Source organism: Pseudomonas sp. Pseusp21 (genome assembly GCF_059492145.1).
In genome coordinates this window covers 418,149-444,566 of record NZ_CP168520.1, presented here as the reverse complement: position 1 = coordinate 444,566, position 26,418 = coordinate 418,149, and the positions used below count along the sequence as shown (strand labels likewise).

The 26,418-nt window shown below is 61.2% G+C and carries 27 protein-coding genes; 13 read left to right on the top strand and 14 right to left on the bottom strand.

Annotated features, from left to right (window positions below):
- The first annotated feature begins 12 nt into the window (after nucleotides 1-12).
- Together fapE and fapF are read left to right on the top strand one after the other, a co-directional pair.
- On the top strand, nucleotides 13-759 hold the full coding sequence (gene fapE / locus ACEN93_RS01930) for a fibril amyloid subunit FapE (RefSeq protein WP_103386136.1): 747 nt from the start codon (nucleotides 13-15) through the stop codon (nucleotides 757-759).
- A gap of 45 nt (nucleotides 760-804) precedes the next feature.
- The gene (gene fapF, locus ACEN93_RS01925) at nucleotides 805-2,109 is read left to right on the top strand and encodes a fibril amyloid transporter FapF (protein ID WP_039768189.1); all 1,305 of its coding nucleotides are present in this window, start codon (nucleotides 805-807) and stop codon (nucleotides 2,107-2,109) included.
- An 80-nt stretch (nucleotides 2,110-2,189) separates the two neighbouring features.
- Here the strand turns inward: fapF and ACEN93_RS01920 are convergent, their stop codons facing one another.
- Nucleotides 2,190-3,515, bottom strand: a complete 1,326-nt coding sequence (locus tag ACEN93_RS01920; protein ID WP_039768186.1) for a sigma-54 dependent transcriptional regulator — start codon at nucleotides 3,513-3,515, stop codon at nucleotides 2,190-2,192.
- A gap of 346 nt (nucleotides 3,516-3,861) precedes the next feature.
- Between ACEN93_RS01920 and ACEN93_RS01915 the strand changes: the two genes are divergently transcribed.
- The 3 genes from ACEN93_RS01915 to nhaB all read left to right on the top strand — a co-directional run bounded on the left by ACEN93_RS01915 (nucleotide 3,862) and on the right by nhaB (nucleotide 7,280).
- A complete protein-coding gene (locus tag ACEN93_RS01915; protein WP_039768183.1) occupies nucleotides 3,862-4,128 on the top strand; it encodes a hypothetical protein in 267 nt (88 codons plus the stop codon).
- 285 nt (nucleotides 4,129-4,413) lie between these two features.
- A complete protein-coding gene (locus tag ACEN93_RS01910) occupies nucleotides 4,414-5,703 on the top strand; it encodes an NHL repeat-containing protein (protein ID WP_495610957.1) in 1,290 nt (429 codons plus the stop codon).
- Between the two features lie 74 nt (nucleotides 5,704-5,777).
- On the top strand, nucleotides 5,778-7,280 hold the full coding sequence (gene nhaB, locus ACEN93_RS01905) for a sodium/proton antiporter NhaB (RefSeq protein ID WP_495610956.1): 1,503 nt from the start codon (nucleotides 5,778-5,780) through the stop codon (nucleotides 7,278-7,280).
- Nucleotides 7,281-7,325: 45 nt separating this feature from the next.
- On the opposite strand, the gene ACEN93_RS01900 is transcribed toward nhaB, so the two are convergent.
- From ACEN93_RS01900 to gnd, 3 genes are read right to left on the bottom strand one after another with little or no spacing between them, the layout of a single operon-like run.
- Nucleotides 7,326-8,135, bottom strand: a complete 810-nt coding sequence (locus tag ACEN93_RS01900) for a Cof-type HAD-IIB family hydrolase (protein WP_074690947.1) — start codon at nucleotides 8,133-8,135, stop codon at nucleotides 7,326-7,328.
- Entirely contained in the window at nucleotides 8,132-9,655 is a 1,524-nt protein-coding gene (gene zwf, locus ACEN93_RS01895; protein ID WP_085667088.1) for a glucose-6-phosphate dehydrogenase, read from the bottom strand. The genes ACEN93_RS01900 and zwf overlap by 4 nt, the downstream gene beginning before the upstream one ends.
- On the bottom strand, nucleotides 9,652-10,632 hold the full coding sequence (gnd, locus tag ACEN93_RS01890) for a phosphogluconate dehydrogenase (NAD(+)-dependent, decarboxylating) (RefSeq protein WP_039768174.1): 981 nt from the start codon (nucleotides 10,630-10,632) through the stop codon (nucleotides 9,652-9,654). The genes zwf and gnd overlap by 4 nt, the downstream gene beginning before the upstream one ends.
- Nucleotides 10,633-10,905: 273 nt before the next feature.
- Here gnd and ACEN93_RS01885 point away from each other — a divergent pair, with 273 nt between their 5' ends.
- From ACEN93_RS01885 to ACEN93_RS01875, 3 genes are all read left to right on the top strand, one after another.
- Nucleotides 10,906-11,088, top strand: a complete 183-nt coding sequence (locus ACEN93_RS01885; protein WP_007957508.1) for a DUF6026 family protein — start codon at nucleotides 10,906-10,908, stop codon at nucleotides 11,086-11,088.
- Nucleotides 11,089-11,298: 210 nt separating this feature from the next.
- Nucleotides 11,299-13,050 (top strand): phosphoethanolamine transferase CptA, encoded by a 1,752-nt coding sequence (locus ACEN93_RS01880; protein WP_495610955.1) that lies wholly within the window; start codon nucleotides 11,299-11,301, stop codon nucleotides 13,048-13,050.
- Nucleotides 13,051-13,280: 230 nt separating this feature from the next.
- The gene (locus tag ACEN93_RS01875) at nucleotides 13,281-13,487 is read left to right on the top strand and encodes a hypothetical protein (RefSeq protein WP_085603949.1); all 207 of its coding nucleotides are present in this window, start codon (nucleotides 13,281-13,283) and stop codon (nucleotides 13,485-13,487) included.
- Between the two features lie 83 nt (nucleotides 13,488-13,570).
- Here ACEN93_RS01875 and ACEN93_RS01870 read toward each other — a convergent pair whose 3' ends face one another.
- The 7 genes from ACEN93_RS01870 to ACEN93_RS01840 form a co-directional block, all read right to left on the bottom strand.
- On the bottom strand, nucleotides 13,571-14,068 hold the full coding sequence (locus ACEN93_RS01870) for a GNAT family N-acetyltransferase (protein ID WP_039768172.1): 498 nt from the start codon (nucleotides 14,066-14,068) through the stop codon (nucleotides 13,571-13,573).
- A 98-nt stretch (nucleotides 14,069-14,166) separates the two neighbouring features.
- The gene (locus ACEN93_RS01865; RefSeq protein ID WP_039768171.1) at nucleotides 14,167-14,748 is read right to left on the bottom strand and encodes a DinB family protein; all 582 of its coding nucleotides are present in this window, start codon (nucleotides 14,746-14,748) and stop codon (nucleotides 14,167-14,169) included.
- Nucleotides 14,749-14,764: 16 nt separating this feature from the next.
- Nucleotides 14,765-15,883 (bottom strand): cell division protein ZapE, encoded by a 1,119-nt coding sequence (gene zapE / locus ACEN93_RS01860; protein WP_074690941.1) that lies wholly within the window; start codon nucleotides 15,881-15,883, stop codon nucleotides 14,765-14,767.
- A gap of 22 nt (nucleotides 15,884-15,905) precedes the next feature.
- Nucleotides 15,906-16,247 (bottom strand): nuclear transport factor 2 family protein, encoded by a 342-nt coding sequence (locus tag ACEN93_RS01855; RefSeq protein WP_007957516.1) that lies wholly within the window; start codon nucleotides 16,245-16,247, stop codon nucleotides 15,906-15,908.
- A 51-nt stretch (nucleotides 16,248-16,298) separates the two neighbouring features.
- Nucleotides 16,299-17,015, bottom strand: a complete 717-nt coding sequence (locus ACEN93_RS01850) for a helix-turn-helix transcriptional regulator (RefSeq protein ID WP_039768169.1) — start codon at nucleotides 17,013-17,015, stop codon at nucleotides 16,299-16,301.
- An 89-nt stretch (nucleotides 17,016-17,104) separates the two neighbouring features.
- Nucleotides 17,105-18,064 carry an agmatinase gene (gene speB / locus ACEN93_RS01845; protein ID WP_495610954.1) on the bottom strand — a complete coding sequence of 320 codons (960 nt, stop codon included), beginning with the start codon at nucleotides 18,062-18,064 and terminating at the stop codon, nucleotides 17,105-17,107.
- A gap of 26 nt (nucleotides 18,065-18,090) precedes the next feature.
- Nucleotides 18,091-19,182, bottom strand: a complete 1,092-nt coding sequence (locus ACEN93_RS01840) for a polyamine ABC transporter substrate-binding protein (protein WP_085667257.1) — start codon at nucleotides 19,180-19,182, stop codon at nucleotides 18,091-18,093.
- Nucleotides 19,183-19,281: 99 nt separating this feature from the next.
- Between ACEN93_RS01840 and ACEN93_RS01835 the strand changes: the two genes are divergently transcribed.
- From ACEN93_RS01835 to ACEN93_RS01825, 3 genes are all read left to right on the top strand, one after another.
- The gene (locus tag ACEN93_RS01835; protein WP_085667095.1) at nucleotides 19,282-20,181 is read left to right on the top strand and encodes a LysR family transcriptional regulator; all 900 of its coding nucleotides are present in this window, start codon (nucleotides 19,282-19,284) and stop codon (nucleotides 20,179-20,181) included.
- Between the two features lie 142 nt (nucleotides 20,182-20,323).
- The gene (locus ACEN93_RS01830) at nucleotides 20,324-21,790 is read left to right on the top strand and encodes a nucleobase:cation symporter-2 family protein (protein WP_085667096.1); all 1,467 of its coding nucleotides are present in this window, start codon (nucleotides 20,324-20,326) and stop codon (nucleotides 21,788-21,790) included.
- A gap of 70 nt (nucleotides 21,791-21,860) precedes the next feature.
- The gene (locus ACEN93_RS01825; RefSeq protein ID WP_039768163.1) at nucleotides 21,861-22,334 is read left to right on the top strand and encodes an LEA/WHy family protein; all 474 of its coding nucleotides are present in this window, start codon (nucleotides 21,861-21,863) and stop codon (nucleotides 22,332-22,334) included.
- A gap of 142 nt (nucleotides 22,335-22,476) precedes the next feature.
- Here the strand turns inward: ACEN93_RS01825 and ACEN93_RS01820 are convergent, their stop codons facing one another.
- Nucleotides 22,477-23,400, bottom strand: a complete 924-nt coding sequence (locus tag ACEN93_RS01820) for a carbon-nitrogen hydrolase family protein (protein WP_085667097.1) — start codon at nucleotides 23,398-23,400, stop codon at nucleotides 22,477-22,479.
- A gap of 84 nt (nucleotides 23,401-23,484) precedes the next feature.
- On the opposite strand from ACEN93_RS01820, the gene ACEN93_RS01815 reads away from it, so the two are divergent.
- Nucleotides 23,485-24,399, top strand: a complete 915-nt coding sequence (locus ACEN93_RS01815) for a LysR family transcriptional regulator (RefSeq protein WP_039768161.1) — start codon at nucleotides 23,485-23,487, stop codon at nucleotides 24,397-24,399.
- Here ACEN93_RS01815 and ACEN93_RS01810 read toward each other — a convergent pair whose 3' ends face one another.
- Entirely contained in the window at nucleotides 24,400-24,654 is a 255-nt protein-coding gene (locus ACEN93_RS01810; protein WP_007957535.1) for a hypothetical protein, read from the bottom strand. It abuts the gene before it with no gap.
- Between the two features lie 153 nt (nucleotides 24,655-24,807).
- Here ACEN93_RS01810 and ACEN93_RS01805 point away from each other — a divergent pair, with 153 nt between their 5' ends.
- On the top strand, nucleotides 24,808-25,125 hold the full coding sequence (locus ACEN93_RS01805) for an ElaB/YgaM/YqjD family protein (protein ID WP_007957537.1): 318 nt from the start codon (nucleotides 24,808-24,810) through the stop codon (nucleotides 25,123-25,125).
- A 56-nt stretch (nucleotides 25,126-25,181) separates the two neighbouring features.
- Here the strand turns inward: ACEN93_RS01805 and ACEN93_RS01800 are convergent, their stop codons facing one another.
- Complete coding sequence (locus ACEN93_RS01800; protein WP_039768160.1) at nucleotides 25,182-26,213, bottom strand: Ldh family oxidoreductase; 1,032 nt, start codon at nucleotides 26,211-26,213, stop codon at nucleotides 25,182-25,184.
- Nucleotides 26,214-26,418 lie beyond the last annotated feature (205 nt).

Below are 26,418 nucleotides of genomic sequence, written 5' to 3'. Positions count from 1 at the left end.
CGGGAGCAGCAGATGAAAACCTCATACTGGCTGGCCGCCGCCTGCCTGGCAGCGAGCGCGTCAGGCTATGCCAATGCAGGATTCAAACCCATCGAAATCAAGGACCAGGAGCTCGCAGAGCTGCGCGGTCGTTATGTCATGCCGGGCCGGATCATCAGCTTCGGTGTCGTCATGAGCAGTACCTGGCGCAACGCCAGTGGAGATCTGATCGGGGCATCGGCCTCGATGCAATTGCAGGCCGCTTCGGTCAAACCTGAATTCTACGTCTCGACCATCAAGGAACACGGCAATGGCAGTACCCCGGAACTGGGGACTGGCTCGGTCGTGGGTGGCGCGGGACTCAACTCAAGCCAAGGCGTGACGCAGAGTGTGCGCGCCGCTGGCGACGGCAACTCCGCCTACAACAACGTTGCGATCAACGTCAAAGAAGCCAGCCAGGCACCTGCACTGATGCCTGCACAAGGCCAGGCCTTGATGGCCGGCCAGACCATTTCCGGCAGCAATGGCGCCGGCAGTGTCGCGGTTTCAGCCACAAATGGCGGCGTTCAAATGGCCATTCAGGCCTCCGGCAATCAGGGGACAGCCTTGCAACAGGTCGCCCAGGGCGGACTGCTGCAAAACACCCGTTTGCTCGGTAACGCAAACGTAGTCAACAACCTGACACAACTCAACGTTGTCCTTAACAATAACGGCATGAGTGCCGGCGCACTGGACTGCAACCTGACTCAACTCAGGGCACTACGCAATATCGGATATTGAACTACGCTGAGTCTCGATCATTGGGCTTAAAGGGACGGCTTATTCATGTATCGATCAGTATCACTGCGTGCTGCTGTATGTTTGAGTACTCTTCTACCCGCGGCAATGTTGCAAGCTGCACCCGACGCCGATGTAGAAGCCCTGAAACAGGAACTTCTGGAGCTTAAGCAACGATACGAAGTACAACAGAAAGCCCTGGCGGTGCTCGAACAGCGAGTCCGCCAGGTCGAAGAGCAACCCGCTTCTCCACCCCCCAAACGCTTGGCCAAATCGCCTTCGGACATGAAAGGCAACCGGGTCGCCACCGGCACCGGGGCTGCAGCGGCTTCGGGGGGCGCCGCTGGGGGTAGCGGCGCATCCTATGGCCAGTCGCTGGCCGACGATTCACAACCGGCACAGAGTGTGTCCAACCTGTACGACGAAGCCAGCGGCTTCTTTGGCGGCGGCAAGTTCAGCTTTGAAACCGGCGTGACCTATTCACGCTATGACACCCGCCAGCTGATCCTCAACGGCTTCCTCGCCCTGGACTCGATTTTTCTCGGCAACATCAACCTCGACCGGATCAAGGCCGATACCTGGACCCTCGACCTGACGGGACGCTACAACTTCGACAACCGCTGGCAGTTCGACCTGAACGTGCCGGTGGTCTACCGCGAATCGACCTATCAGTCCGGCGGCGGCAACGGCGGCGCCTCCAACGTCACCACCGAACAGGACGTCAGCCGCGACCCGACTCTCGGCGACGTCAACTTCGGCATTGCGTACAAGTTCCTGGACGAGTCGGTCAACACCCCGGACGCCGTGGTTTCCTTGCGGGTCAAGGCGCCAACCGGCAAGGACCCGTTCGGGATCAAGCTGCGCCAGACCGATGCCAACTCGAACCTGTTCGTGCCTGACACCCTGCCCACCGGCAACGGCGTCTGGTCGATCACCCCGGGCATCTCGCTGGTCAAGACGTTTGACCCGGCCGTGTTGTTCGGCAGCCTGTCCTACACCCATAACTTCGAGGAATCGTTCGACGACATCAGCTCCACGGTCAACCAGAAAAACCCGGGCAAGGTTCGCATCGGCGACAGCTTCCAGATTGGTGCAGGTGTTGCCTTCGCACTGAACGAGAAGATGAGTATGTCGTTCTCCGTATCCGACCTGGTGCAACGCAAGAGCAAGCTGAAACAGGATGGCGGGGATTGGGAATCGGTGGTGTCCAGCGACGCCAACGCCGGTTACTTCAACGTCGGCATGACCATCGCGGCCACCGACAACCTGACCATTGTGCCCAACCTGTCCATCGGCATGACGGACGATGCCCCGGACTTCTCCTTCAGCCTGAAATTCCCGTACTACTTCTAACCGCAATACCATAAAAAGACCCGCTGCGATGAAAGTCGCAGCGGGTCTTTTCAGCTTCCCTCGACAGGAAGCACCGCGCCCTAGCGGATCTGGTGCTTGTGCAGCAAACGGTAGAAAGTAGGTCGGGAAACCCCCAGCACTTTGGCGGCAACACTTAGATTGTCGCTGTGCCGGTTCAACACATCGCACAACGCCTGGCGTTCGGCGCGGGTCTTGTAGTCTTCCAGGGTGCCCATCGGTGCCGCGATCGACTGCTGGCTGATCAGCCCCAGGTCACGGGCCTCGATCTGCCGTCCTTCGGCCAGCACCAGCCCCCGACGCACGCGGTTGGCCAGTTCGCGGACATTGCCCGGCCAGTCGTGCTTGCCCATGGCAATCAGCGCATCTTCACTGAAGCTGCGCGGACGACGGCCGGTTTCGTGACTGTAGAAGTGGGAAAAATGGTTGGCCAGCATCGACAGGTCGCCGTGGCGCTCGCGTAACGGCGCGGTCACTACTTGCAGCACATTGAGCCGGTAGTACAAATCCTCACGAAAGCGCTTCTTCTCGATGGCGGCCTCAAGGTCGACGTGAGTCGCTGCCAACACCCGCACATCAACCGGGATCGGTTGACTGCCGCCGACCCGTTCAATGTGTTTTTCCTGAAGAAAGCGCAACAGATTGGCTTGCAGTTCCAGTGGCAGATCGCCGATTTCATCGAGAAACAAGGTGCCGCCGTTGGCTGCTTCGATACGTCCGACCTTGCGCTGATGGGCGCCGGTAAACGCGCCTTTCTCGTGGCCGAACAGCTCGGACTGGATCAAATGTTCGGGAATTGCCCCGCAGTTGATCGCCACAAACGGTTTGCTGTGACGTTGCGACTGCCGGTGCAGGGTCCGGGCGACGAGTTCTTTACCGGTCCCGCTTTCTCCGCGAATAAGCACTGGCGACTCGGTGGGGGCCAGTTTACTCAGCAGTTTGCGCAGCTCGCGGATCGGTTTGCTGTCGCCCAACAGCTCGTGCTCCGGCTGATCGACGTGAATCGTGCCCTGGCCACGCAGGCGCGCCATGCCGAACGCACGACCGAGGGTGACCTGCACCCGGGAGACGTCGAACGGCAAGGTATGGAAATCGAAAAACCATTCGCAGACGAAGTCGCCAACGTTCTGCAAACGCAGCACCTCCTGATTCAGCACGGCGATCCATTCGGTGCCACTGCGACTGATCAGCTCTTTGACGGCTTCGGGACGTTCCAGGTGGAAAGGCTGTAAACGCAACAGACCGACATCGCAGCTTCGGTCGGCGGCATTCTCCAGGCTGCAACTGTCGACGTCCCAACCCACGGCACGCAAACCCGGCAACAATCGGTGACAGTCGTCGCACGGGTCGACGACCAGTAAACGTCGTAAAGCAGGCGCTTCGTTCATGACTGTTCCTTGGCGCCAAATTTTAGGAAATGATCGTAAAAACAGTCATTTGGCAAACCTGACTGTTACATTAGCAAGAATTTGACGGGGCCTTGTATCGATTGCTTATAGGTGTACAAGTGAAGCAGTTATAAGAAACCGCTTTATTAGTTAGCTATCGACTTGATTCTTTCGCCAGGCTTTCAAAAACAGGTCGGAATATTGAGGGTATGAAAGAAATTCGAAATTTCTTCAAATCCGGTGTGACCTGCCAACGGGTTGCGTGCATCAGTACAAGTAACTCGCCGAACGGTAAGCCCAACCGACGGCACATCACTTGATTGGGCACTTAAAGAGAGAAGACCCCATGACCGCCCCGCTCCGTATCAACGAAGCTCTTTTGATTGCCAACCGCGCATTTGAACCGTTTCAATGCGTCGCCTGGGCCCCACAAGATGGCAATGGCGAACTTTGCCTCACCGTGATCGACCGCACCAACTCCCACATCGGTCGTACCCAGATCCCAAGCAGTGCCTACTCTGATCCGGCGCAACTTGAACACCTGCTGCAGCAGGCCCGCGCCGAACTGAGCGAAGAAGGCTATGCATTGCAGTCCTGGTCGATGCCACACTGATAGTTGCGGGTAATGCGGATGACGCTCAAGTCATCCGCCCTCTTCTGTTAGTTGCGAATCTTTTTCCAACTTCAGTCTTTTTGTACAACTTTCCTCAATACTTTCGCGCCTGAATACTTGGCAGGCTTGCGACTGGTTCAAAAAGACACTGTTCTGGCACAGTGCGACTCTCCACCTGTTAGTTCTGTCAGTTGTACTTGCGCGTATTCAAGGATTGAATGTCTCGCTCATGCAGTTACCCGTTCCGCCTCCCGGAAATCGGTCGACTCGCAAGGAGAAGCATGCATGTCAACCCAGACCGCCATCGCGTTGCCGACGCCAGCGAAAAACGCCGGACAACTCGACAAGACCTTTTCCAGTAACGGTGTGGCGCAGGTTTACTTCGCCGGCAGTACGTCCAGCCTGACCCAGAGCGTGGCACTTGATGCGCAAGGCCGGATTCTGGTCGCCGCCAAAGTCGGCACGGCTCAGGGCAACTGCTTCGGTCTGGCCCGCTTGCTCGGGGACGGATCGGCGGACCTTGGCTTCGGCAATCAAGGCAGCGTGATCGGACGGTTCGCCAGCGGATTCGAAGCGACGGGCAGCAAAGTTCAGGTCTTGCCCGACGGGCGGATTCTGCTGGCAGGCCTGCACTATGAATCGGAACACTGCACCCTTCCCGCCCTGGCTCTGTTCGACGCCCAAGGCCGGCCTGACCCGGACTTCGGCGACAACGGCCGACAAATCGTTCGCTTGCCCGGCGACCTGTCCATGGGCACCCGCGACGCTTGGTTGCCGCCGGGCGTTCCGGGCGCCGAAGCCTGTGATTTTGCGGTGCAACCGGACGGGCATATTCTGCTGATCGCCAACCATCACTTCGAGCTGGCCGATCACGTCGGCATGCTGATCCGCCTCACACCCGATGGCAGCCTCGACCCCTCCTTCAACGGTCGCGGTTTCGTCATGGTTCGCCACTTGCTGCTCAATACCTGGCTCGGCAGCGTGCTGCTGCAAGGAGACGGAAGAATCGTGGTGGCCGGCTCCATCGACTTTCCTCAAGAAGGTCTGCTCGCCCGCTACCTGCCGGACGGCAGGCTCGATGAACGTTTTGCGGTAGACGGCTTCATGGCCTTCAAAGTCCAGGGGCACAGTGCACTGGTCAATCAGGTCATCGAATCGGCGGAGCATTTGCATTGTTTTGGCAGCAGCCGCGATCCGATCCGATGCATGGCGCAATCTGTCCATGGCAACGGCAGACCCGATCTGCACTGCAACAGAGGTCAACCGCATCTGCTGGAGATCGGGCCCAGCGGCTGCCAGTGGAGCGCAGCGCAGGCGATGCCGGACGGTCGCATCATCGCGGTCGGCGCAACCATCGGCGGCGTTGAAGCCGACTTTATTGTCGCCCGCTATCTGGCCAACGGCTGCCTTGACCGAAGCTTCGGTTCCGGTAATGGCTGGTTGCGCACGCGACTGGGGCGCAGCCTCGATACCGCCACTTCAGTGGCGTTACAGCCTGACGGAGGAATTCTGGTGGGCGGCTATTCGCTGGATGGCAACTACCGTGCAATGGTGGCGCGGTATCTGAATCACTGATGCGAATCCAACTGCACTTGATCTTGCCCATCGCTTACGGCAACTTGCGCGCTTCTTAATACAAGGAGCAACCAATGTCCGGTTCGATGGCCCAGGCGTTCGCGCACAACTTTCTCGGGCATTCACCCCGCTGGTACAAGGCGTGCATCGTCGGGTTTCTGCTGCTCAATGCGCTGGTGCTGTGGTCCGCAGGTCCCGTCGCCGCCGGCTGGTTGCTGGTGATCGAGTTCATTTTCACCCTGGCCATGGCGCTCAAGTGCTACCCGCTGATGCCCGGCGGCTTGCTGTTGATCGAAGCGCTGCTGCTGAAGATGACCACGCCCCAGGCGCTGTACGAAGAGCTGCAGCACAATTTCCCGGTGATTCTGCTGCTGATGTTCATGGTCGCCGGCATCTACTTCATGAAAGACCTGCTGCTGTTCCTGTTCTCACGTCTGTTGCTGGGCGTGCGTTCGAAGGCGCTGCTGGCCTTGATGTTCTGCTTTCTGTCGGCGTTTCTCTCGGCGTTTCTCGACGCACTGACCGTGACCGCAGTGATCATCAGCGCCGCCGTGGGCTTCTATTCGGTTTATCACCGGGTGGCCTCTGGCAACGACCCGCGCCAGGACAGCGAATTCAGCGATGACCAGCATCTGCCCCAGTTGCATCATGAGGATCTGGAACAGTTTCGCGCTTTCCTGCGCAGCCTGTTGATGCACGGTGCTGTCGGCACCGCACTGGGCGGCGTCTGCACGTTGGTCGGTGAACCGCAGAATCTGTTGATCGGCCACGAAATGGGTTGGCACTTCGCCGAGTTTTTCCAGAAGGTCGCGCCGGTGTCGCTGCCGGTGCTGGTCGCAGGACTGGTGACCTGCCTGTTGCTGGAGAAACTGCGCTGGTTCGGCTACGGCACGTTGCTGCCGGACAACGTACGCGCCGTGCTCGCCAACTACGCCGCCGAAGACAACGCCGAACGCACCCCACGCCAACGCGCCGCCCTGCTGGTGCAAGGCTGCGCTGCGCTGATCCTGATTGCCGGGCTGGCGTTCCATATTGCGGAAGTCGGCTTGATCGGCCTGATGGTGATCGTGCTGATTACCGCCTTCACCGGCATCACCGACGAGCACCGTCTGGGCAGCGCATTCAAGGACGCCATGCCGTTCACCGCGCTGCTGGTAGTGTTTTTCGCCGTGGTGGCGGTGATTCACGACCAGCAACTGTTCGCGCCGCTGATCCAGTGGGTGCTGGCACTGCCGGCCGAGCAGCAACCGGGGATGCTGTTCATCGCCAACGGCTTGCTGTCGGCGATCAGTGACAACGTGTTCGTCGCCACGATCTACATCACCGAAGTGAAGCAGGCGTTCCTGTCCGGGCACATGAGCCGCGAACATTTCGAGACGCTGGCGATTGCGATCAACACCGGCACCAACCTGCCGAGCGTGGCGACACCCAATGGTCAGGCGGCATTTCTGTTCCTGCTGACGTCGGCGATTGCGCCGCTGGTGCGGTTGTCGTACGGGCGGATGGTGTGGATGGCGTTGCCTTACACCGTGGTGATGGGATTGCTGGGCTGGTACGCCGTGAGTTACTGGCTGTAGAAACAACAACGGGAGCCCTGGGGCTCCCGTTTTTTTTTACGTAAATCAGCGCGGCAAGATGTACTTCTCGATGGCTTGCGCCACGCCATCCTCGGTGTTCGGCCCGGTCACCACATCGGCCTGACGCTTCACCGCGTCTTCTGCCTGGCCCATGGCGATCGACAGACCGGCAACATGGAACATCGCCGGATCATTGCCGCCATCGCCAATCGCCGCCGTCTGCGCCAGCGGCACACCGAGGTGTTCAGCCAGCGTGACCAGCGCCGAGCCCTTGTTCGCCTCGACTGCCGTCACGTCCAGGTACACCGGTTGCGAGCGCGACACCTGCGCGAGGCCCTCGACCTTCGGCAGCAAACGCGCCTCCAGCTCGATCAGCAGTTCGGTGTTGTTGCTGGTGGCCACGATCTTGTCGATGCGCTCCAGATACGGCTCGAAACTCTCCACCACCACCGGCGGATAACCCAGCCCGTGCTGCTCGCGCGGCACCATCGGCCCGTGCGGATCCTTGAGCAGCCAGTCGCCACCGCTGAACACCCAGATTTCGACATCCGGCTGATCGGCAAACAGCGCCAGCGCCGTCAGCGCGGCCGTGGCCGGCAGGTAATGCGCGACCAGAATGCTGCCATCCGGGTTGACGATCGTGCCGCCGTTGAACGCAGCGGTCGGCAGATCGACGCCCAGGGCTTCGATTTGATGCAGCATGGCTTTGGGCGGCCGCCCCGTGGCGAGACTGAACAGCACGCCCGCTTCGCGCAGCGAACGAACCGCGTCAATCGTGCGCTGACTCAGGCTGTGATCGGGCAGCAACAGCGTGCCGTCCATGTCACTCAACAGAAAACGGATCGGCTCGCTCATCCGAGACCATGCCAGACGCGACCATCGCGAGTCAGCAGATCATCGGCGGCTTTCGGCCCGTCTTCGCCGGCGGCATAGGTTTGTACACTGGCGTCCTGTTGCCAGGCATCAAGGAACGGCTGCACCGCGCGCCAGCCGTTCTCGATGTTGTCAGCGCGCTGGAACAGCGTCTGGTCACCGGTCAGGCAGTCGTAGATCAGGGTTTCGTAGCCGGTGGACGGCTGCATTTCGAAGAAGTCCTTGTAGGCGAAGCCCAGCTCGATGTTGGCCATGTTCAGCGCCGGCCCCGGACGTTTGGCCAGCAGGTCGAACCACATGCCTTCGTTGGGCTGGATCTGGATACGCAAGTAGGTCGGTTGCAATTCGTCGACCTCGGTATCGCGGAACTGCGCATACGGCGCCGGTTTGAAGCAGATGACGATCTCGGTGTCGCGCACGCTCATGCGCTTGCCGGTGCGCAGGTAGAACGGCACGCCGACCCAGCGCCAGTTGTCGATCATCACTTTCAGCGCCACGTAGGTTTCCGTGGTGCTTTCGGGGGAGACATTGTTTTCATCGCGGTAACCGGCCACCGGTTTGCCAGCGACTTCACCGGCGCTGTATTGGCCGCGTACCGAGTTTTCCCGAGCTTCTTCGAGGGTCCAGGGGCGGATCGCGCCGACCACCTTGGCCTTCTCGCCCCGCACCGCATCGGCGCCGAACGCGGCCGGCGGCTCCATCGCGACCATGGCCAGCAACTGGAACAGGTGGTTGGGCACCATGTCCCGAAGGGCGCCGGTGTGTTCATAAAAACTGCCACGGGTTTCGACGCCGACGGTTTCGGCGGCGGTGATTTGCACGTGGTCGATGTAGTGGTTGTTCCAGAACGCTTCGAACAGGCTGTTGGAGAACCGGCTGACCAGAATGTTCTGCACGGTTTCCTTGCCCAGATAGTGATCGATTCGGTAGATCTGCTTTTCCGACATGACCTTGAGCAGGCAGGCGTTCAACGCCTCGGCGGTTTGCAGGTCGGAGCCGAACGGTTTTTCGATCACCACCCTTCTGAAGGCTTCCGGGGTTTCTTCGAGCAATCCGGCGCTGCCGAGACGGCGCACCACTTCGCTGAAGAAACGTGGCGCGGTGGCCAGGTAGAACACCGCATTGCCAGTGCCGCTGTCGGCGATTTTCGCCGCCAGGGCTGAATAAGTGCTGTCGTCCAGGAAATCGCCCTGGACGTAGCTGATGCCTTTGGCGAGTTTGGCCCACAAGGCCGGATCAAGCATCTGATCGCCCTTGCCGACCTTGGCTGCCACCTCGGTGCGGATGAAGTCTTCAAGCTTTTGCGCGAAGGCTTCATCGGTAATGGCGTTGTGGTCAACGCCGACGATCCGCAGGCCATCATCCAGCAGGCCGTCGCGACTCAGGTTGTACAGCGCCGGCATGAGCAGGCGCTTGACCAGATCACCGTGGGCGCCGAACAGAAACAGCGTGGTCGGTGGCGCGGGTTCTGCCTTGGATTTCCTGCGGATCGTATGGGTCATTTCTTCGCAGTCTCCACATGGCCGCCGAAGCCGAAGCGCTGGGCCGAAAGAATCTTGTCGCCGAAAGTGCCCTGGCCGCGCGAGCGGTAGCGCGAGAACAGCGAGTTGGACAGCACCGGTACCGGCACCTTTTGTTCCATGGCCGCTTCGATGGTCCACTGACCTTCGCCGCTGTCAGCCACGGAGCCGGAGAAACCGTCGAGTTTCGGGTCGACCGCCAGGGCATCGGCGGTCAGGTCGAGCAGCCACGACGACACCACGCTGCCACGACGCCAGACTTCGGCAATGTCAGCCACGTTCAGGTCGAAACGCTGATCTTCCGGCAGTAGCTCGCTGGACTTGGTCTTGAGGATGTCGAAGCCTTCGGCGAAGGCCGCCATCATCCCGTACTCGATCCCGTTGTGGATCATCTTCACGAAGTGACCGGCACCGGCGGGACCGGCGTGGATGTAGCCGTGCTCGGCGCGGTGGTCATCGGACTTGCGGTCCCTGGTGCGCGGGATGTCGCCCATGCCCGGCGCCAGCGCGGCGAACAGCGGATCCAGACGCTTAACGGTCTCGGCATCGCCGCCGATCATCATGCAGTAGCCGCGCTCCAGGCCCCAGACGCCGCCGGAGGTGCCGACGTCGATGTAGTGCAGGCCCTTCTCGGCCAGGGTTTTGGCCCGGCGGATGTCATCCTTATAGTTGGTGTTGCCGCCATCGATAATGGTGTCGCCCGCCTCGAGCAGCGTGCTCAGGGTTTCGATGGTGTCTTCAGTCGGTGCGCCGGCCGGCAGCATGACCCACACCGCACGCGGCTTGGCCAGGCCTGCGACCAGTGCAGGCAGATCGGCGACGCCGGTAGAGCCCTCGGCGGCCAGGGTGTCGACAAAGGCGGTATTGCGGTCGTAAACAACGGTGGTGTGACCGTTGAGCATCAGACGTCGCGCAATATTGCCGCCCATGCGGCCCAGTCCAATAATCCCGAGTTGCATGTGCTGATGCTCCTTACTACAAATAAAAGTGTGTCAAAGGTTATAGCCCAACGTGAATCATGGAGCTTAGTCCAGAGCGTCGGTGTGAAGTTTCCGGGCATTGTGCCCGATCCAGACTGATAACGTCGGGAAACGTGCCGAAGACACAACGACCATGAAAAATAAAAAAGTTCCATTCACGAGCGAAAGAAATCAAAATCGGCGCCGATAGTATGTCAGCAACCGAATTCGGGGCTGAACTACAGTTGAGACACGCCATTTGCGAGGTGAGCAATGGGCACAGTACACACAGCAATGCCGCCACAAACCCTGTACGTCACCATCCGTCGTGATGAATTGCGTCAGTTGAAAGATGAACGCGACCAGCTCAAGCAGGAACTCGCGCAATTGCGCCTGCTGACCCAAGGCGCCGAGCCGCAGCCCTTGCCACGCGTACAGCGCTCGCCCCACGCCTGATCCCCGCCCGCTTCGGGAGCAGCCATTGCTGTTCCCGACATGCTGCACCTCCTGCCCTTTTCGGCAACTAACAAAGTTTTCACATTCGCTTGTTGATACTCCCGCGCATTCTGGCCGTGCGTCTGTGCGCATGGCCTCCGTTCGTCGGGCTCATGCGCCCTTTGCATGAAACGCCCGGTGGTGGATGTAACGACTGAGCTGGAGTGCTGAATGGCGGTGTTCAAACGCAGCAATACGACTGCGACAGGTTTCGACTGGGCCGGTTTCATCTGGTTGTTCGTGTTCTTCTGGTACTTCTCCGGTATCACCCAACTGCTGATCCAGCTGACGGGCACCTCAGGGTTCACCGGGTTCCGCCAGGCCTTCGTGATGAGCGCCGTGTGGCTCGCGCCGATGCTGCTGTTCCCCAAACGCACCCGCCTGCTCGCCGCGCTGATCGGCGTGGTGTTGTGGGCCTGCTCGATGGCCAGCCTGGGTTATTTCTTCATCTACCAGCAGGAATTCTCCCAGAGCGTGATCTTCATCATGTTCGAGTCGAACGTGTCCGAAGCTGGCGAGTACATGACCCAGTACTTTGCCTGGTGGATGGTCCCGGCGTTCCTCGCGCACACCGCGTTCGCGTATTTCCTGTGGACCCGCCTGCGTCCGGTGTACCTGCCCCGTGGCCGGGCATTCGTCGCCGCCATGGCGATTCTGGTGGCCGTGATCGGTTATCCGCTGGTCAAGCAGACAATGCGCACCGGCAGCTTCGAGCAAGGCTTCGAGAAATTCGAAACCCGTATCGAGCCGGCCGTGCCGTGGCAGATGGCCGTGGCTTATCACCGCTATCAGGAAACCCTGGCCGACATGCAGGGCATGCTGCACAGCGCGAGCAAGATCCCGCCGCTGAAAAACCTCAAGGACTCGGGCGCCAATCAGCCGGCGACCCTGGTGCTGGTGATCGGCGAATCCACCAACCGCCAGCGCATGAGCCTCTACGGTTACCCGCGCAAAACCACGCCGGAACTGGACAAGCTCAAGGACCAGCTGTCGATCTTCGACAACGTCATCACCCCGCGCCCGTACACCATCGAGGCGCTTCAACAGGTACTGACCTTCGCCGACGAAGAAAATCCGGATCTGTACCTGTCCACCCCTTCATTGGTCAGCATGATGAAACAGGCTGGCTACAAGACCTTCTGGATCACCAACCAGCAAACCATGACCAAGCGCAACACCATGCTCACGACGTTCTCCGAACAGGCCGACGAGCAGGTGTACCTGAACAACAACCGCAACCAGAACGCCGCGCAGTACGACGGCGACGTGATCGAGCCGTTCAACAAGGCCCTGGCCGATGCGGCACCGCGCAAGCTGATCGTCGTGCATCTGCTCGGTACGCACATGAGCTACCAGTACCGTTATCCGCCGAGCTTCGACAAGTTCCAGGATCGCAACGGCGTTCCGCCCGGTGTGCGTGACGATCAGGTGCCGACCTACAACAGCTACGACAATGCCGTGCTGTACAACGATTTCGTGGTTTCGAGCCTGATCAAGGATTACGCCAAATCCGATCCGAACGGCTTCCTGCTCTACCTCTCCGACCACGGTGAAGACGTGTTCGACTCGGTGGGCCACAGCACGCTGGGTCGCAACGAAAACAAGCCGACGGCGCCGATGTACACCATTCCGTTCATGGCCTGGGCGTCGCCAAAATGGCGTGAAACCCACGACTGGAGCTTCGCCGGAGACCTGAGCCGGCCGTACAGCAGCTCGCACTTGATCCACACCTGGGCGGATCTGGCCGGTTTGAGTTTCGATGAGCTGGATCGCACCAAAAGTCTGGTCAGCGACAGCTTCAAGCCGCGTCCGCTGTTGATCGGCAACCCTTACGAACGCGAACAGCGGGCCCTGATCGACTTCAGCCTGATGAAGCCGAAAAAGCCCGCGGCCACCACCACGGAAGTGGTGCTGCAGGAGTAATAGAAAGGGCCGCAACCGGCCCTTTTCAACATTTACAATCGTACTGCCCCTTCCCTTGCAACCTGCACGCGTCATTCACGCGTGCAGCGTTCGTCCGATACGCCGTGGAAATACTCTGTAAAACCTAGACTGAACGAGCGTTAACCTCTTGTTAATGCCCTCGACGGACACTGCCCCTCGAGGCCCTGATTCATGGATGAACGGCTCCGACATTTTTCGTAGGAGGCACCATGAAAACCACGACTGCAATCCTTGCCGGTCTACTCACTCTCGCATCCGCCAGCGCATTCGCCGAAGGCGGCGCCGAGCGCATGAGACATTACTGGGCAAACTTCCCGGTTCATTCCGCACAGAGCCAGCAGGCTGAGGCGAAGACCAATGAACTCAAGGTTCCGGACGACCAGACTGCCCAGGTCACCGAGTCCTATCGCCCTTGAGCGGACGCTTTACCGATGGACCTGCGATGGCTCGCTCTGGCTTCGCAGATGACAGTTGGGCGCCCTTTCCGGGCGCCTTTTTTTTACGCCTGCAAATCCTTGATCCAGAACAGCATGCGCCCGTGATTCGGGTCGAACATGCCTGGCGCGAAGCCGAATTTGGCATAGGAATTTTGCGCTATGGCGTTACCTTCGAGTACCTCCAGAGTGATCTTGCAGCAACCACGCTGACGGGCGATGTCCTCGACCTTGCGCAGCATTTTCTGACTCAGCCCCAGACCGCGAAACTTGGTCACCACGGACACGTCGTGCACATTGACCAGCGGCTTGCAGGCAAACGTGGAAAACCCTTCAAAACAGTTCACCAGCCCTGCCGGCTCGCCACCGACAAACGCCAGGACGCTGAACGCGTGGGGCCGCTTGGCCAGTTCGGCGGGCAGTTGCTGCAACAGTTCAGGGGCAATCGGATGGCCGCCGCCCATCGGGTCCTCGGCGTAATGATTGAGTACGACACCGATGGCTTCGGCATGCACCGGATTGGTGTAACTGGCTTGAAGCACAAGAATTTCTGCGGAATCCATTTCCTTCCTCGATCGCACGGGGCCCCGGCGCGTTTGATACGCGCTGATAGGCTCGGCGACCTTAGCGCGAGGCAGGTCCCGGCGACAACCCGGCGTTTTCAGTGGCCCCAGATGAGTTCTTCGGTCCAGCCCAGCTCGGCAAAATCCTCGGCTCGCAAACCGGACTCGCCGGCACAGAAAAACTCGTCCAGTTGCGGCGGTTTCACCGAGGTGCCGCTAAGCATGGCGTGAACCTGGCCGCGATGGTGGATCTGATGTTCGAACAGGTGCGAGATCATCCGCAGACGGCTGTCGTGCTGTGGCGTGTCGCGAGCGATGGTGACAATGCGCCCCAGATCGGCATCGCGCAGTTGCTCGCAGTAGGCGATCAGTCGGCGGTCGACATGGGCCTGTTCCCGGCGCAAGGCCTGCGCCTCGGTGAAGGGTTCGTCAGCGTTGAAGAACACGTAGCAATCGGGATGCGGTTCGTCACCGCGCAACTCACGCTCCAGCGCGTCGACGTAAAACCAGTCGCAGGTGAGGATGTGGTTGAGGGTCAGGCGGATGCTCGGGAAGAAACTGACCCGTGGCGCCGCCAGCTCCGTGTCGTCGAGCTGGCTCCAGGCCTTGGCCAGTCGATGGTTGGCCCAGGCATTCTGATAGGCCATGGTCAGCAAATGGTGGGACAGGGGCTGAGTCATTTGGCGCCTCCGTGTTTCAGGTCTCGGCGAAGCGTTGCAGCTGCATCTCCTGCAAGCGGCTGAGGGTCCGGCGGAACGGGAATTCCAGATAGCCCTCGGTGTACAGCGCGTCCATCGGCACTTCGGCCTCGATGTACAGCGGCACCTTGCGGTCGTAGCACTCGTCGACCAGCGCGATGAAGCGGCGCACGCCGTCGTCGTGCACCGACAACTGCGGCAATTCACGATCGCCGGCCACCACCCGCTCCGCGCCATCCTCGGTGCCACGGGCGATCCGCCCCTCGCGTTTTTTCGCGCTGAGGTTCGGCACCTCGCTCAACAGGATAGCCCGGTAGGTGTCACACAGCGCGATGAAATCCATGGCGGCGAACGGTTGGTCGCACAGATCGGCGTAACGGCACCACAGCACCGAATCGCTGGCCTGCACCACGTTCAAGGCACGGTAACCGACCGGCACCGGTTCGCCACTGACGGTTTGCCCGGCCGCCAAGGCGTCGAACACCTGGCTTAGCGCGCTAGCCTGCTCCGGCTGAGTGACCCAGTAACGCTGCTCGATGGCACCGGGATGCAATCGATGATCTTCGGCGCCATTCACCGCGACCACTTGCATGTGCTGCTTGATCGCGGTGATCGCCGGCAAAAAGCGGTCGCGGTTGAAGCCGTCGGCATACAGCTGATCCGGCGGCAGGTTGGAGGTGCAGACCACCACCACGCCTTCGTCGAACATAACCTGAAACAGGCGCCCGAGAATGATTGCGTCGCCGATGTCATTGACGAACAGCTCGTCGAAACACAGCACTCGCACTTCAGCCGCCAGCTCACGGGCCAGGGCTCGCAACGGATCGGCGATCCCGGTCAACTGAAAGGAGCGCTGGTGCACCCAGCCCATGAAGTGGTGAAAGTGCTGCCGCCGCGCCGGCACCCGCAGGCTCTGATGAAACTGGTCCATCAGCCAGGTCTTGCCGCGCCCGACCGGGCCCCACAGGTAAACGCCGGTGACCGAACGGGCACCGGCGTGCAGGGCTTCATGGCATTTTTGCAAGGCCCAGACCGCGTGTTCCTGGGCTTCATCCTGGATGAAGCCCTTGTGGTCGACGGCGTATTGCCAGGCGCTCAGAGGGGAGTCGAAAGTCATGCGCGGCAGTATGCCACGACGGCTACAGGGAAATATCCAGCCGAGCGATTTTGCCCTGTTCGTTAAGGCGGAACGTGTAGCGCAGCTCCAGCGGGCTGCCGGGAAACGTTCCGGAGATCAGCCCTTGCACCAGCACTTTGCCGGTGCGCTGCTGGACGCCGAGCACTTCGACCCGCGGCTGATAGCGCTGGGCGGTGTCCTGCATCCAATTGGCGATGGCCTGCGGGCCGACCTGATGATGGCCTTCATCGAACACGTGGGCATCCTCGGCAAAAAAACTGCCGACCCGGGAGGTATCGCGAGCATTGGCAGCATTGATGTACTCAACGATGGCCGGGGCGAGTATCGAGGTGGGATGGAACATGAGTGCAGCTCCTTTTTTCGGGTTCTGTCGCCATCCTAGAACAGCCCTGCGTCAATTCCTGTCAGGAGTGAAGCGGCCGTTTTCGTCCAGTTGCATCAGCCGCTGCCAAGTGCGCAACAGCTCGCTGCGCCGCCCCGGATAGCGCTCGCCCTGCAGGCTGGCGGCGGCAATCCGGTCGGTGCGAAACGTACGATAGGCGCCGCGCAATTCGCACCACGCGACGATGATCCGCACCTCGTTGAGAAAACCCAGCGCCAGCGGCCAGATCAACCGCTGGCTCTGCACCTGCTGCGCATCGGCGTAATCGATGTGCAGCTTGGCCTGATCGCGGATGGCGTGGCGGAACACGTTCAACGGCACGGCGTTTTGCGGAAAACCGTAACCCGGCGGCCCGGGCATGACCGTCGGATTGCGCAGCGCCTCCTGGGCCTGCGGGTCCAGCACCGCAGCGATTTTCGCCAGTGCATCCGCAGCCGCTTTGCTCAGCACCTCGTCGCCGCGCTGATCGACATACCGCAGGCCCAGCACGATGGCTTCGGTCTCGTCGGCGTTGAGCATCAGCGGCGGCAGAAACAGACCGCTGCGCAGCACATAACCGATGCCCGCCTCGCCATGGATCGGCGCGCCGAGGGCGGTCAGTTCGGCGATATCGCGATAGAGGGTGCGTTCGGAGATTTCCAGCTCGGAGGCCAGCGTCGCGGCGGTCACCGGGCGCTTCTTGCCACGCAGCACTTGCAGCAGGGTCAACAGACGTGTGGTTCGCGACACGGTTTGAGGCTCTGGGCAGAAAATTTGCCGGAGCTTAGCAGAGCCTGGTGTCAGAAATTGTCAGGAGCTTTCACCAGGCTCGGAGGGGATCACGCGTCGACTTTGTGCCGGGCCGCGTACAGGCAAAGCATCTCCATGGCCAGGGTCGCCGCCGCCAGCGACGTCACGTCCGCGTGGTCATAAGCCGGGGCGACTTCCACAACATCCATCCCGACCAGATTGATCCCGCGCAGACCGCCAAGGATCTCCAGCGCCTGCACCGTGCTCAAGCCGCCGCAGACCGGCGTACCGGTGCCCGGTGCGAAGGCCGGATCCAGGCAATCGATGTCGAACGTCAGGTACACCGGGTGATCGCCGACCCGCGCGCGAATCGCTTCGACAATGGCTTCGCAACCACGGCGATGCACTTGCCGCGCGTCCAGCACCTGAAAGCCCTGATGATCGTCATTGGTGGTGCGCAAGCCGATCTGCACCGAATGCGCCGGATCCACCAGCCCTTCTCGCGCCGCGTGCCAGAACATGGTGCCGTGATCGACCCGCTTGCCCGCCTCATCCGGCCAGGTGTCGCTGTGCGCATCGAAGTGGATCAGCGACAACGTGCCGTGCTTGCGCGCATGGGCCTTGAGCAGCGGATAGCTGATGAAGTGATCGCCGCCGAAGGTGAGCATCGCGCTGCCGGAGCTGAGAATGTGCTCGGCGTGGGCCTCGATGCTTTCCGGGATGGTGTGCGGCGAGCCGTAATCGAAGTCGCAATCGCCGTAATCGATCACCGCCAGATGATCGAACGGGTCGAACGCCCACGGCCAGTGCCGTTCCCAGGCAATCCCGGTGGACGCCGCGCGAATCCCGCGCGGCCCGAAACGTGCGCCGGGACGGTTGCTGGTGGCGGTGTCGAACGGCACACCGCTGACCGCCACGTCCACGCCGCGCAGGTCGCGGCTGTAGCGCCGGCGCATGAAACTGGTAATCCCGGCGTAGGTATTTTCGGCAGCGGTGCCGTAGAGGCTGTCACGGGTCAGGGCCTGATCGTTTTGCACTGGCACGTCCATCGGTGTGCTCCTGTTGTTATGAAAGGCTATTGGCGGCTACGGAAAGTGGTCCACAGGCGTGTGCGCTGGCGCATGTCCTTGAGGCTCATGCTGTGGTCGGCGTACAGCCGCTCGCGCACTTCGGATTTCGGGTAAATGTCCGGATCGTTGCGCACCGCTTCATCCACCAGCGGCGTGGCGGCCTGGTTGGCGGTGGCAAAGAACAGCGTATTGGTCAGCGCCGCCACGGATTCCGGGCGCAACATGAACTCAATGAAGGTGCGAGCAGCTTCCGGGTGCGGCGCGTCTTTGGGGATGGCGAGGTTGTCCTGCCACACCAGCGTGCCTTCCTTGGGGATCCGGTAAGCCACTTCAAACGGCTTGTTGGCCTTGCGCGCCTGATCGGCGGCCATGCTCGCGTCACCGTTGTAGGTCAGCGCCAGGCAGACGCTGCCGTTGGCCAGATCATTGATCTGCCGCCCGGTGGCGACGTACAGCACCGAGGGCTGCAACTGCTGCAACAAGGCTTCGGCGGCGACCAGATCTTTCTTGTCGGTGCTGTAGGGATCTTTCCCGAGATAGTGCAGCGCCAGACCGATCACTTCCTGCGGCGAATCGAGAATCGCGATCCCGCAATCCTTGAGTTTGCTGGCGTATTCAGGCTTGAACAGCAGATCGAGGCTGTTGAGTGGCACATCCGGCAGCCGCTGTTTGACGGCTTCGACGTTCATGCCCAGCCCCAGCGTGCCCCAGGTGTAAGGCACGCCGTAGCGATTGCCGGGATCGACCGCTGACAGTTTTTCCAGCAGATCCGGATCGAGATTGGCGTAGCCCTTGAGCCTGTCGCGGGGGATTTCCTTCAGCGCGCCGGCGGCCAAACCACGGGCCAGCACGCTGGACGAAGGCACCACCACGTCGTAGCCGCTGCCGCCGGTGAGCAGTTTGGTTTCCAGCACCTCGGAGGTATCAAAGGTGTCGTAGCGCACGTGAATGCCGGTTTCCTTTTCGAAGCGCTGCAAGGTGTCAGGCGCCACGTAATCGGCCCAGCTGTAGAGATTGAGGGTTTTCTCTTCGGCCTGGGCGGCGATGGAGACGGTAAGCAACAACGCGGGCAAACACAGCTTGAAGACGGGAGCCATGACGAACACCTGACCGAAGGAAGTGGTGGCAGGATGCGCCGCCGGATACATTCGAAAAATATCAAGCTTGTTAACCTGACTTTATCCAGGAGTAATGTGATGCTCGGTCAGCTCCACGATGTCGATCTTCAGCTTCTGCGGCTGTTTCTCGGCGTAGTCGAATCCAATGGTTTCAGCGCAGCCCAGGGTGAACTGGGGCTGAGCCAGTCGAGCATCAGCCAGCAAATGGCCAAGCTTGAGACGCGTCTCGGCTATCGGGTGTGCAACCGGGGCAAGGGCGGTTTCAGCCTGACGCCCAAGGGCGAGCAACTGTTGATTGCCGCGCGGGCGCTGTTCGATTCGATCGAAACCTTCCGCCATCAATCCAACGGCGTCGCCGGGCGCTTGATCGGTGAAGTGCGCTTGGGTCTGTCGGAAGCGGTCGATCAGTCGGTGCTGCAACGGGTGGCGGATGCGATCCGGCGCTTTCGCGAGCGGGACGAATCGGTGCGAATCGAGCTGATCAGCGCCATGCCCGGCGAAATGGAGCGTCTGCTGCTGCAACAGCGGCTGGACCTGGCCATCGGTTACTTCTCCCAGGTGCAGAGCGCGTTCGACTACCGCGAGCTGTTCAGCGAAACCGAGCATCTGTATTGCGCGCCCGGCCACCCGCTGTTTACCGACGATGCGCCCGATGATGCGGCGTTGCAGACCTGCGACCGGGTCGATCACCCCTACCGGTTTCTGCGCAGTGACGAGCCGTTTCAGGGCAAGGTCTGCTCGGCGCGCTCGGAGCAGGTCGAAGGTACCCTCGCCTTCATTCTGTCCGGCAAGCACGTCGGTTATCTGCCCGACCATTACGCCCGCCAATGGCAGGACAAGGGCCTGTTGCGGCCAGTGCGCGAAGGCGAGTTGAGCTTTGACGTGGCGTTCCATCTGGCCCGCCATCGGGCGCAAGTACCGGGAGATGCACAGAAAGCCTTTGAGCAGGATCTGCTCTGCGCCTTTGGTCGAACCTGAGCATTTTTTGGAACGCGGAGCGTCCCCGGCTGCATTCCCACGCAGAGCGTGGGAACGATCATGCGTTGCCCTCGCCCCTCGCTTACGGCATCCTGCGCACCCATTTTCCGACCCGGCCCCGCATTGCGGCACGCAAACCACCATGACCGTCTCTGAAAAAGCCCCGCGCAACAACGATCTGATCTACGGCCTCAACGACCGTCCGCACTTCACCGCAACGGTGTTTGCCGCCCTGCAACACGTACTGGCCAGCTTCGTCGGCATCATCACCCCGACCCTGATCATGGGCGGCGCCCTCGGCCTGCAAAGCGAAATCCCGTACCTGATCAGCATGGCGCTGTTCGTCTCGGGCCTCGGCACCTTCGTTCAGGCCAAGCGCTTCGGCCCGGTCGGTTCGGGGCTGCTGTGCCTGCAAGGCACCAGTTTTTCCTTTATCAGCGTGATTCTCAGCGCCGGCTTCATGGTCAAGGCCCGGGGCGGTGGCACCGATGAAATCCTGTCGACGATCTTCGGCGTGTGCTTCTTCGCGGCGTTCATCGAAGTGGTGCTGAGCCAGTTCATCGGCAAATTGCGCATGCTGATCACCCCGGTGGTGACCGGCACCATCATCACCCTGATGGGCCTGTCGCTGATCAAAGTGGCGATGACCGACATTGCCGGCGGCTTCGGCGCGGCGGATCTGGGCGCGGCGAGCCATGTGTTCCTGGCGGCGCTGGTGCTGGGCACCATCGTGGTGTTGAACCGGGTCGACGTGCCGTTCCTGCGGTTGGGCGCAATCGTCATCGGCCTGACCCTCGGCTACGTGGTGGCGTGGTTGATGGGCACCGTGGACTTCGCCAACCTGCCCGAAGTGCCAGTGGTGAGCGTACCGGTGCCGTTCAAGTACGGTTTCAACTTTGATTGGGTGGCGTTCGTGCCGGTGGCGGTGATTTTCCTGGTGTCGCCGCTGGAAGCGGCCGGCGACCTGACCGCCAACTCGATGATTTCCCGGCAGCCGGTCAAAGGCCCGCTGTACATCCGCCGGATCAAGTCCGGCCTGCTCGCCGACGGCCTCAACTCGGCCATGGCGGCGGTGTTCAACAGCATGCCGATGGTGACCTTCGCCCAGAACAACGGCGTGATTCAGCTGACTGGTGTGGCCAGCCGCTACGTGGCGTTCTTCATTGCCGGGCTGTTGGTGCTGCTGGGACTGTTCCCGATGATCGGCGCGGTGCTGCAACTGATGCCGAAACCGGTGCTCGGCGGCGCAGAGCTGGTGATGTTCGGCACTGTGGCGGTGGCCGGGATCAAGATCCTCGCCGAGGCCGGCCTGCATCGGCGCAACATGCTGATCGTGGCGATTTCCGTCGGCATGGGCCTGGGAATCGCCGCCGTGCCGGAAGTGCTGCGTGAACTGCCGCAGGCGCTGCGCAATATTTTCGAGTCGCCGATCACCGTTGGCGCGCTGTGTGCGATCGTGCTGAATATCTTCCTGCCGGAAGAATTCATCGAACTGGAAGAAGATGACTTCGACCCGGAAGCCTCTATCCTTCAGGTCATGGAAAATCCCGACCTGCCGGCCAAAGCTGAACCCGCCGCGCCGGCCGCTGTCGCACAATTGAACCGCTGATCCTGTCCGCTCGATGAAAAAAGGGCTGATACCGGCAACGGTTCAGCCCTTTTTCAATGAGAGAGCATCAATGCGCCGCCTCCAAGCCGTCATCCTGTCCCTGCTTCTGCTCTCCCTCAGCGCCTGTGCGCTGTTCCCCAACCGCGACCCGGTGAACATCAACGTGGTCGGCCTCGAACCGCTGCCGAGCCAGGATCTGGAAGTACGCTTCGCGATCAAGCTGCGGGTGCAGAACCCCAACGAAACGCCCATCGACTACAACGGCATCGCGCTGGATCTGGAGGTCAACGGCCATTCGCTGGCGTCGGGTGTGAGCGATCAGACCGGCTCGATCCCACGGTTCTCCGAAACCATCGTCAGCGTCCCGGTGAGCATTTCCGCGTTCTCGGTGCTGCGCCAGACCCTCGGCCTGAGCCAGACCCAAACCCTCGACAACCTGCCCTATGTGCTGCGCGGCAAACTGGCGGGCGGGCTGTTTGGCACGATGCGCTTTGTCGATACCGGCAAGCTCAGTCTGCCCAGGGCCAGTGCTGCCACCTGGTAGGTTTCATAACTTTCAAACTGTTCACAAATCCTTATGGGAGCTGGCTTGCCAGCGATAGCGGAGTGTCAGCCACGGTGACGGTGACTGATACGGCCCCATCGCTGGCAAGCCAGCTCCCACAGTTTTTGTATTGACAGTCAGATCATGCGGTGAAACGCACACCCGGTTTCGCCCGCTCATCGACGCTCAACTCGAACACATCCGGCCGCGCATAGTGGCCGACCACGTCGTAGTCGTAGCGGGCGCGCACCAGGTCTACGGTGTCGATCTCGGCGGTGAGCAAGCCGGCCTCGCCGCGCAACGGCCCGGCCAGCACGTCGCCCATCGGCCCGACGATCACGCTGCCGCCGGCGATCAGCGGTCTATCCCCCGGCCAGTTGGCAACTTCCACGCCCAACTCATTCGGCGAGGCCTGTACCTGACAGGCGCTGACCACAAAACAGCGCCCTTCGTGGGCGATGTGGCGCATGCTGACCTGCCACATCTCGCGTTCGTCCACGGTCGGCGCACACCAGACCTCGATGCCCTTGGCGTACATCGCCGTGCGCATCAGCGGCATCATGTTTTCCCAGCAGATCACGGCGCCGAGCTTGCCGACCTGAGTGTCGAGCACCGGCAGCGTCGAACCGTCGCCCTTGCCCCAGATCAGCCGTTCGGTGCCGGTGGGCATCAGTTTGCGGTGTTTGGCCACAAGACCCGCCTGCGGGTCGAAATACAGCGCGGTGCAATGCAAGGTGCTGCCGGCCCGTTCGATCACGCCGATCACCAGGTTGGCCCCGGTACGTGCCGACAGCCCGGCCAGCGCTTCGGTTTCCGCCCCCGGCACATCGATAGCGTTGGCAAAATAACGGGCGTAGGCCTCACGGCCTTCCGGCAAGCGATAACCCAACTGCGTGCCGAAGCCCTCGCCTTTCGGGTAGCCGCCGAGCAAGGCTTCGGGCATCACCACCAGCGCGGCGCCGGATTCGATGATCGCGGTTTCCCAGCTCAGGATCTGTTCCAGGGTTTCAGCCTTGCCACCGGGCAAGGCGCCGATCTGCAGGGCGGCAACGATTGATTTGGGCATGACGGTCACTCCGTGAAGTTCAAGTGTTGCTCATTCTCCGGCGCCACGGGATCATGAATAAAGACCGATCCACTGCTGAATGATATGAACCAGATGAATATCGCAACCGTCGACCTCAACCTGCTGAAAGTCTTTGAAGCCCTGCATGAAGAATCCAGTGCCAGCCGCGCGGCGTTGCGTCTGGGCGTAACCCAATCGGCGGTCAGCGCGGCCTTGCGCCGGCTGCGCGAGGTGTATGGCGATCAATTGTTCGTGCGCACCGGCCGCGGCCTGGCGCCCACGCTCAAGGCCAACCAGTTGAAACCGGTGGTCAGCGATGCCCTGAATAAATGCCGGCAAAGCCTGGCCATGGTCGACCCGACCGCCAATCATTACGAAGGACGCTCGGTCACTGTGGGCCTTTCGGACGATTTCGAAATCGCTTACGGCCGGCGCCTGATCGAGGAAATCGCCCGCCGCGCACCGAAACTGCGCCTGATTTTCCGCCAGACCCACAGCCAGATCGTCGCCCGGGCGCTGATGGAGCGCAGCATCGATCTGGCGATCACCGCCGGCGGATTTGCCGAGCGGCTGCTCAGCCGTCAGGTGTTGGGTGAAGGGGGTTACGCGTGTCTGGTGGATCCGGCGAGTCTGGCGCCGGGCCAGCAGCAGATCGATCTGGAAGAATTCGTCACCCGCGAGCACCTTCTGGTGTCGTCGGGCGGTTTTATCGGGATCACCGATGAAGGGCTGGCGGCGCTGGGCCGGACTCGCCGGGTCTGCGCCTCGACCACGCATTTCGCGGCGTTGCCGCATCTGCTCAAGGGCAGCGAGGCGGTGGCGACCATTCCGACCCACGCCGCGCAGGCCATTGCCTCACTGAGCGGGCTGGTGCTGCTGCCCTGCCCGCTGGCGCTGCCGCGCTACCCGATCGAACTGGGCTGGCGCACCAGCACCCAGATCGATCCGGTGGTGCTGACGGTGCGCGAAGCGATAGGCGCCAGTTTCAGGGCCGAGTGATTACTTGTTGGCCGCCATCAGGCGATTGACTTCACTGCGCACCATGTTGGCGAATTCCGGCGGCGACATGCCGTCCAGTTCGGCGCGCACGAACTCGGCCCATTTGCCCTTGCGCTTGGAGCGCTCGCCGAACAACCGCGCGGCTTCGCCCTTGGCTTTGCCCAGATTGTTCTGCCAGAGTTCGAACAGTCGGGATTTCTCATCTTCCAGCGCGGCGCGCTCTGCGAGGGATTTGTCGGCCAGATTGAAACTCATCGGGAATTACCTGCTGCATGAAATGGCGACATCTTACACGCTGGACGGAAACCTCTGACGCTGGTTTTTGTTCCGGATGGAAAATCCCTGCAACTTTTCAAGGCGCGCCACACTCCATTGTTCACTGTCCATTCACCTGCAAGGAGTCACCCAATGGCCCGGAAAACCGCCGTTCAAGCCGCCGAAGACCAAATCAAGGACCAGGCCTTCAGCGAACTTCAGGCGCTGATCGAAGAGTCGGAAAAACTGCTCAAGAGCAGTGCATCCCTGGTCGGCGAGGAAGCGGAGACCCTGCGCGGGCAAATCGCCCAGAAATTGCAGCAGGCGCTGGATTCGGTCACCAGCGTGCGTGACCGCACCAAACCGGCGGTGGACGCCACCGAGAGCTACATCGGCGGGCACCCGTGGCAGACCGTGGCGATTTCCGCCGGGTTCGGCCTGGTAGTCGGATTGTTGCTCGGTCGCCGCTGAGCGCGAACAAAAAAGGCGAGCCCCTCGGGCTCGCCTTTTTCATGCCAGGCACAAACTCATTCGCCGGCCAGTTCACGCAGCTGCGACAGGGTCTGTTGATCCAGTTCGATCCCTTTGGCCAGTGACTTAGCCCGCTGCAAATGCCGCCGATCCCCCGGCAAACGCTTGAGCCCTACCCCGTGCATCTGCCGCACCAGTTCCTGACTGCGTTCGGCAAAGCTTTGCCCAGCGGTCTTGCTTGGATCTATCACGATCAGCAACTGACCGGTCCACGGGGTCTTGGCGCCGGGATGGTTCTTCCAGTCGAACTCGAACGAGAAATTGCCACCGGTCAGCGCGGCGGCCAGCAGCTCGACCATCATCGACAGCGCCGAGCCTTTGTGTCCGCCAAACGGCAGCAATGCACCGCCTTCCAGAATCGCCTTTGGGTCGCAGGTCGGCTGGCCTAGGCTGTCGACCCCCATGCCCGCCGGCAGTTTCTCGCCTTTGCGCGCTGCGATCTGCACGTCGCCATGGGCGATGGCGCTGGTGGCCAGGTCGAACACGATCGGTGCACCGTCAGCCCGGGGTGCGGCGAAGGCGATCGGGTTGGTGCCGAACAATGGCCGGTCGGCACCGTGGGGTACCACGCAGGTCATGCTGTTGACCACGCTCAACGCCACCAGACCTTCATCGGCGAAAGGCTCGACGTCCGGCCACAGCGCGGCGAAGTGATGGGAATTACGGATCGCCAACACCGCGATCCCGGCACTGCGGGCCTTTTCCACCAGCAGCGCACGTGCCGCCGACAGCGCAGGCTGGGCAAAACCGTTGCCGGCATCGACGCTGACGAACCCTGAAGCCACGTCCTCGACTTTCGGTACAGCCTGGCCGTTGACCCAGCCGCTGTTGAGCGTCGAGACATAACCGGGGATCCGGAATACGCCGTGACTGTGCGCACCGTCCCGCTCGGCGTTGGCGCAATTGGCGGCCAGCGTTCTGGCGACTTCGGCCGAGGTGCCGTGACGGGTGAAAATCTTTTCCAGCAGTTGAGTCAGCTCGTCCAGGGACACCGTGGACGAGAGCGAATGATCGTGTGGCGCAGACATCTGAAGCTCCAGAGTAATTATTGGAGGGAACAACAGCGAACGGACAACCCGCAACGGCGATTAACCACATGCAGCCGACAACCTGTCAACCCTGGCATGCGCATCGACCCGGGCGCGATATGTATTTACCACCGGCACCAGACACGATTTTTTTAGCCTCGGGTTTCGATCAATCCACGCGTGCAAACGCCCTTATCGAGACTCG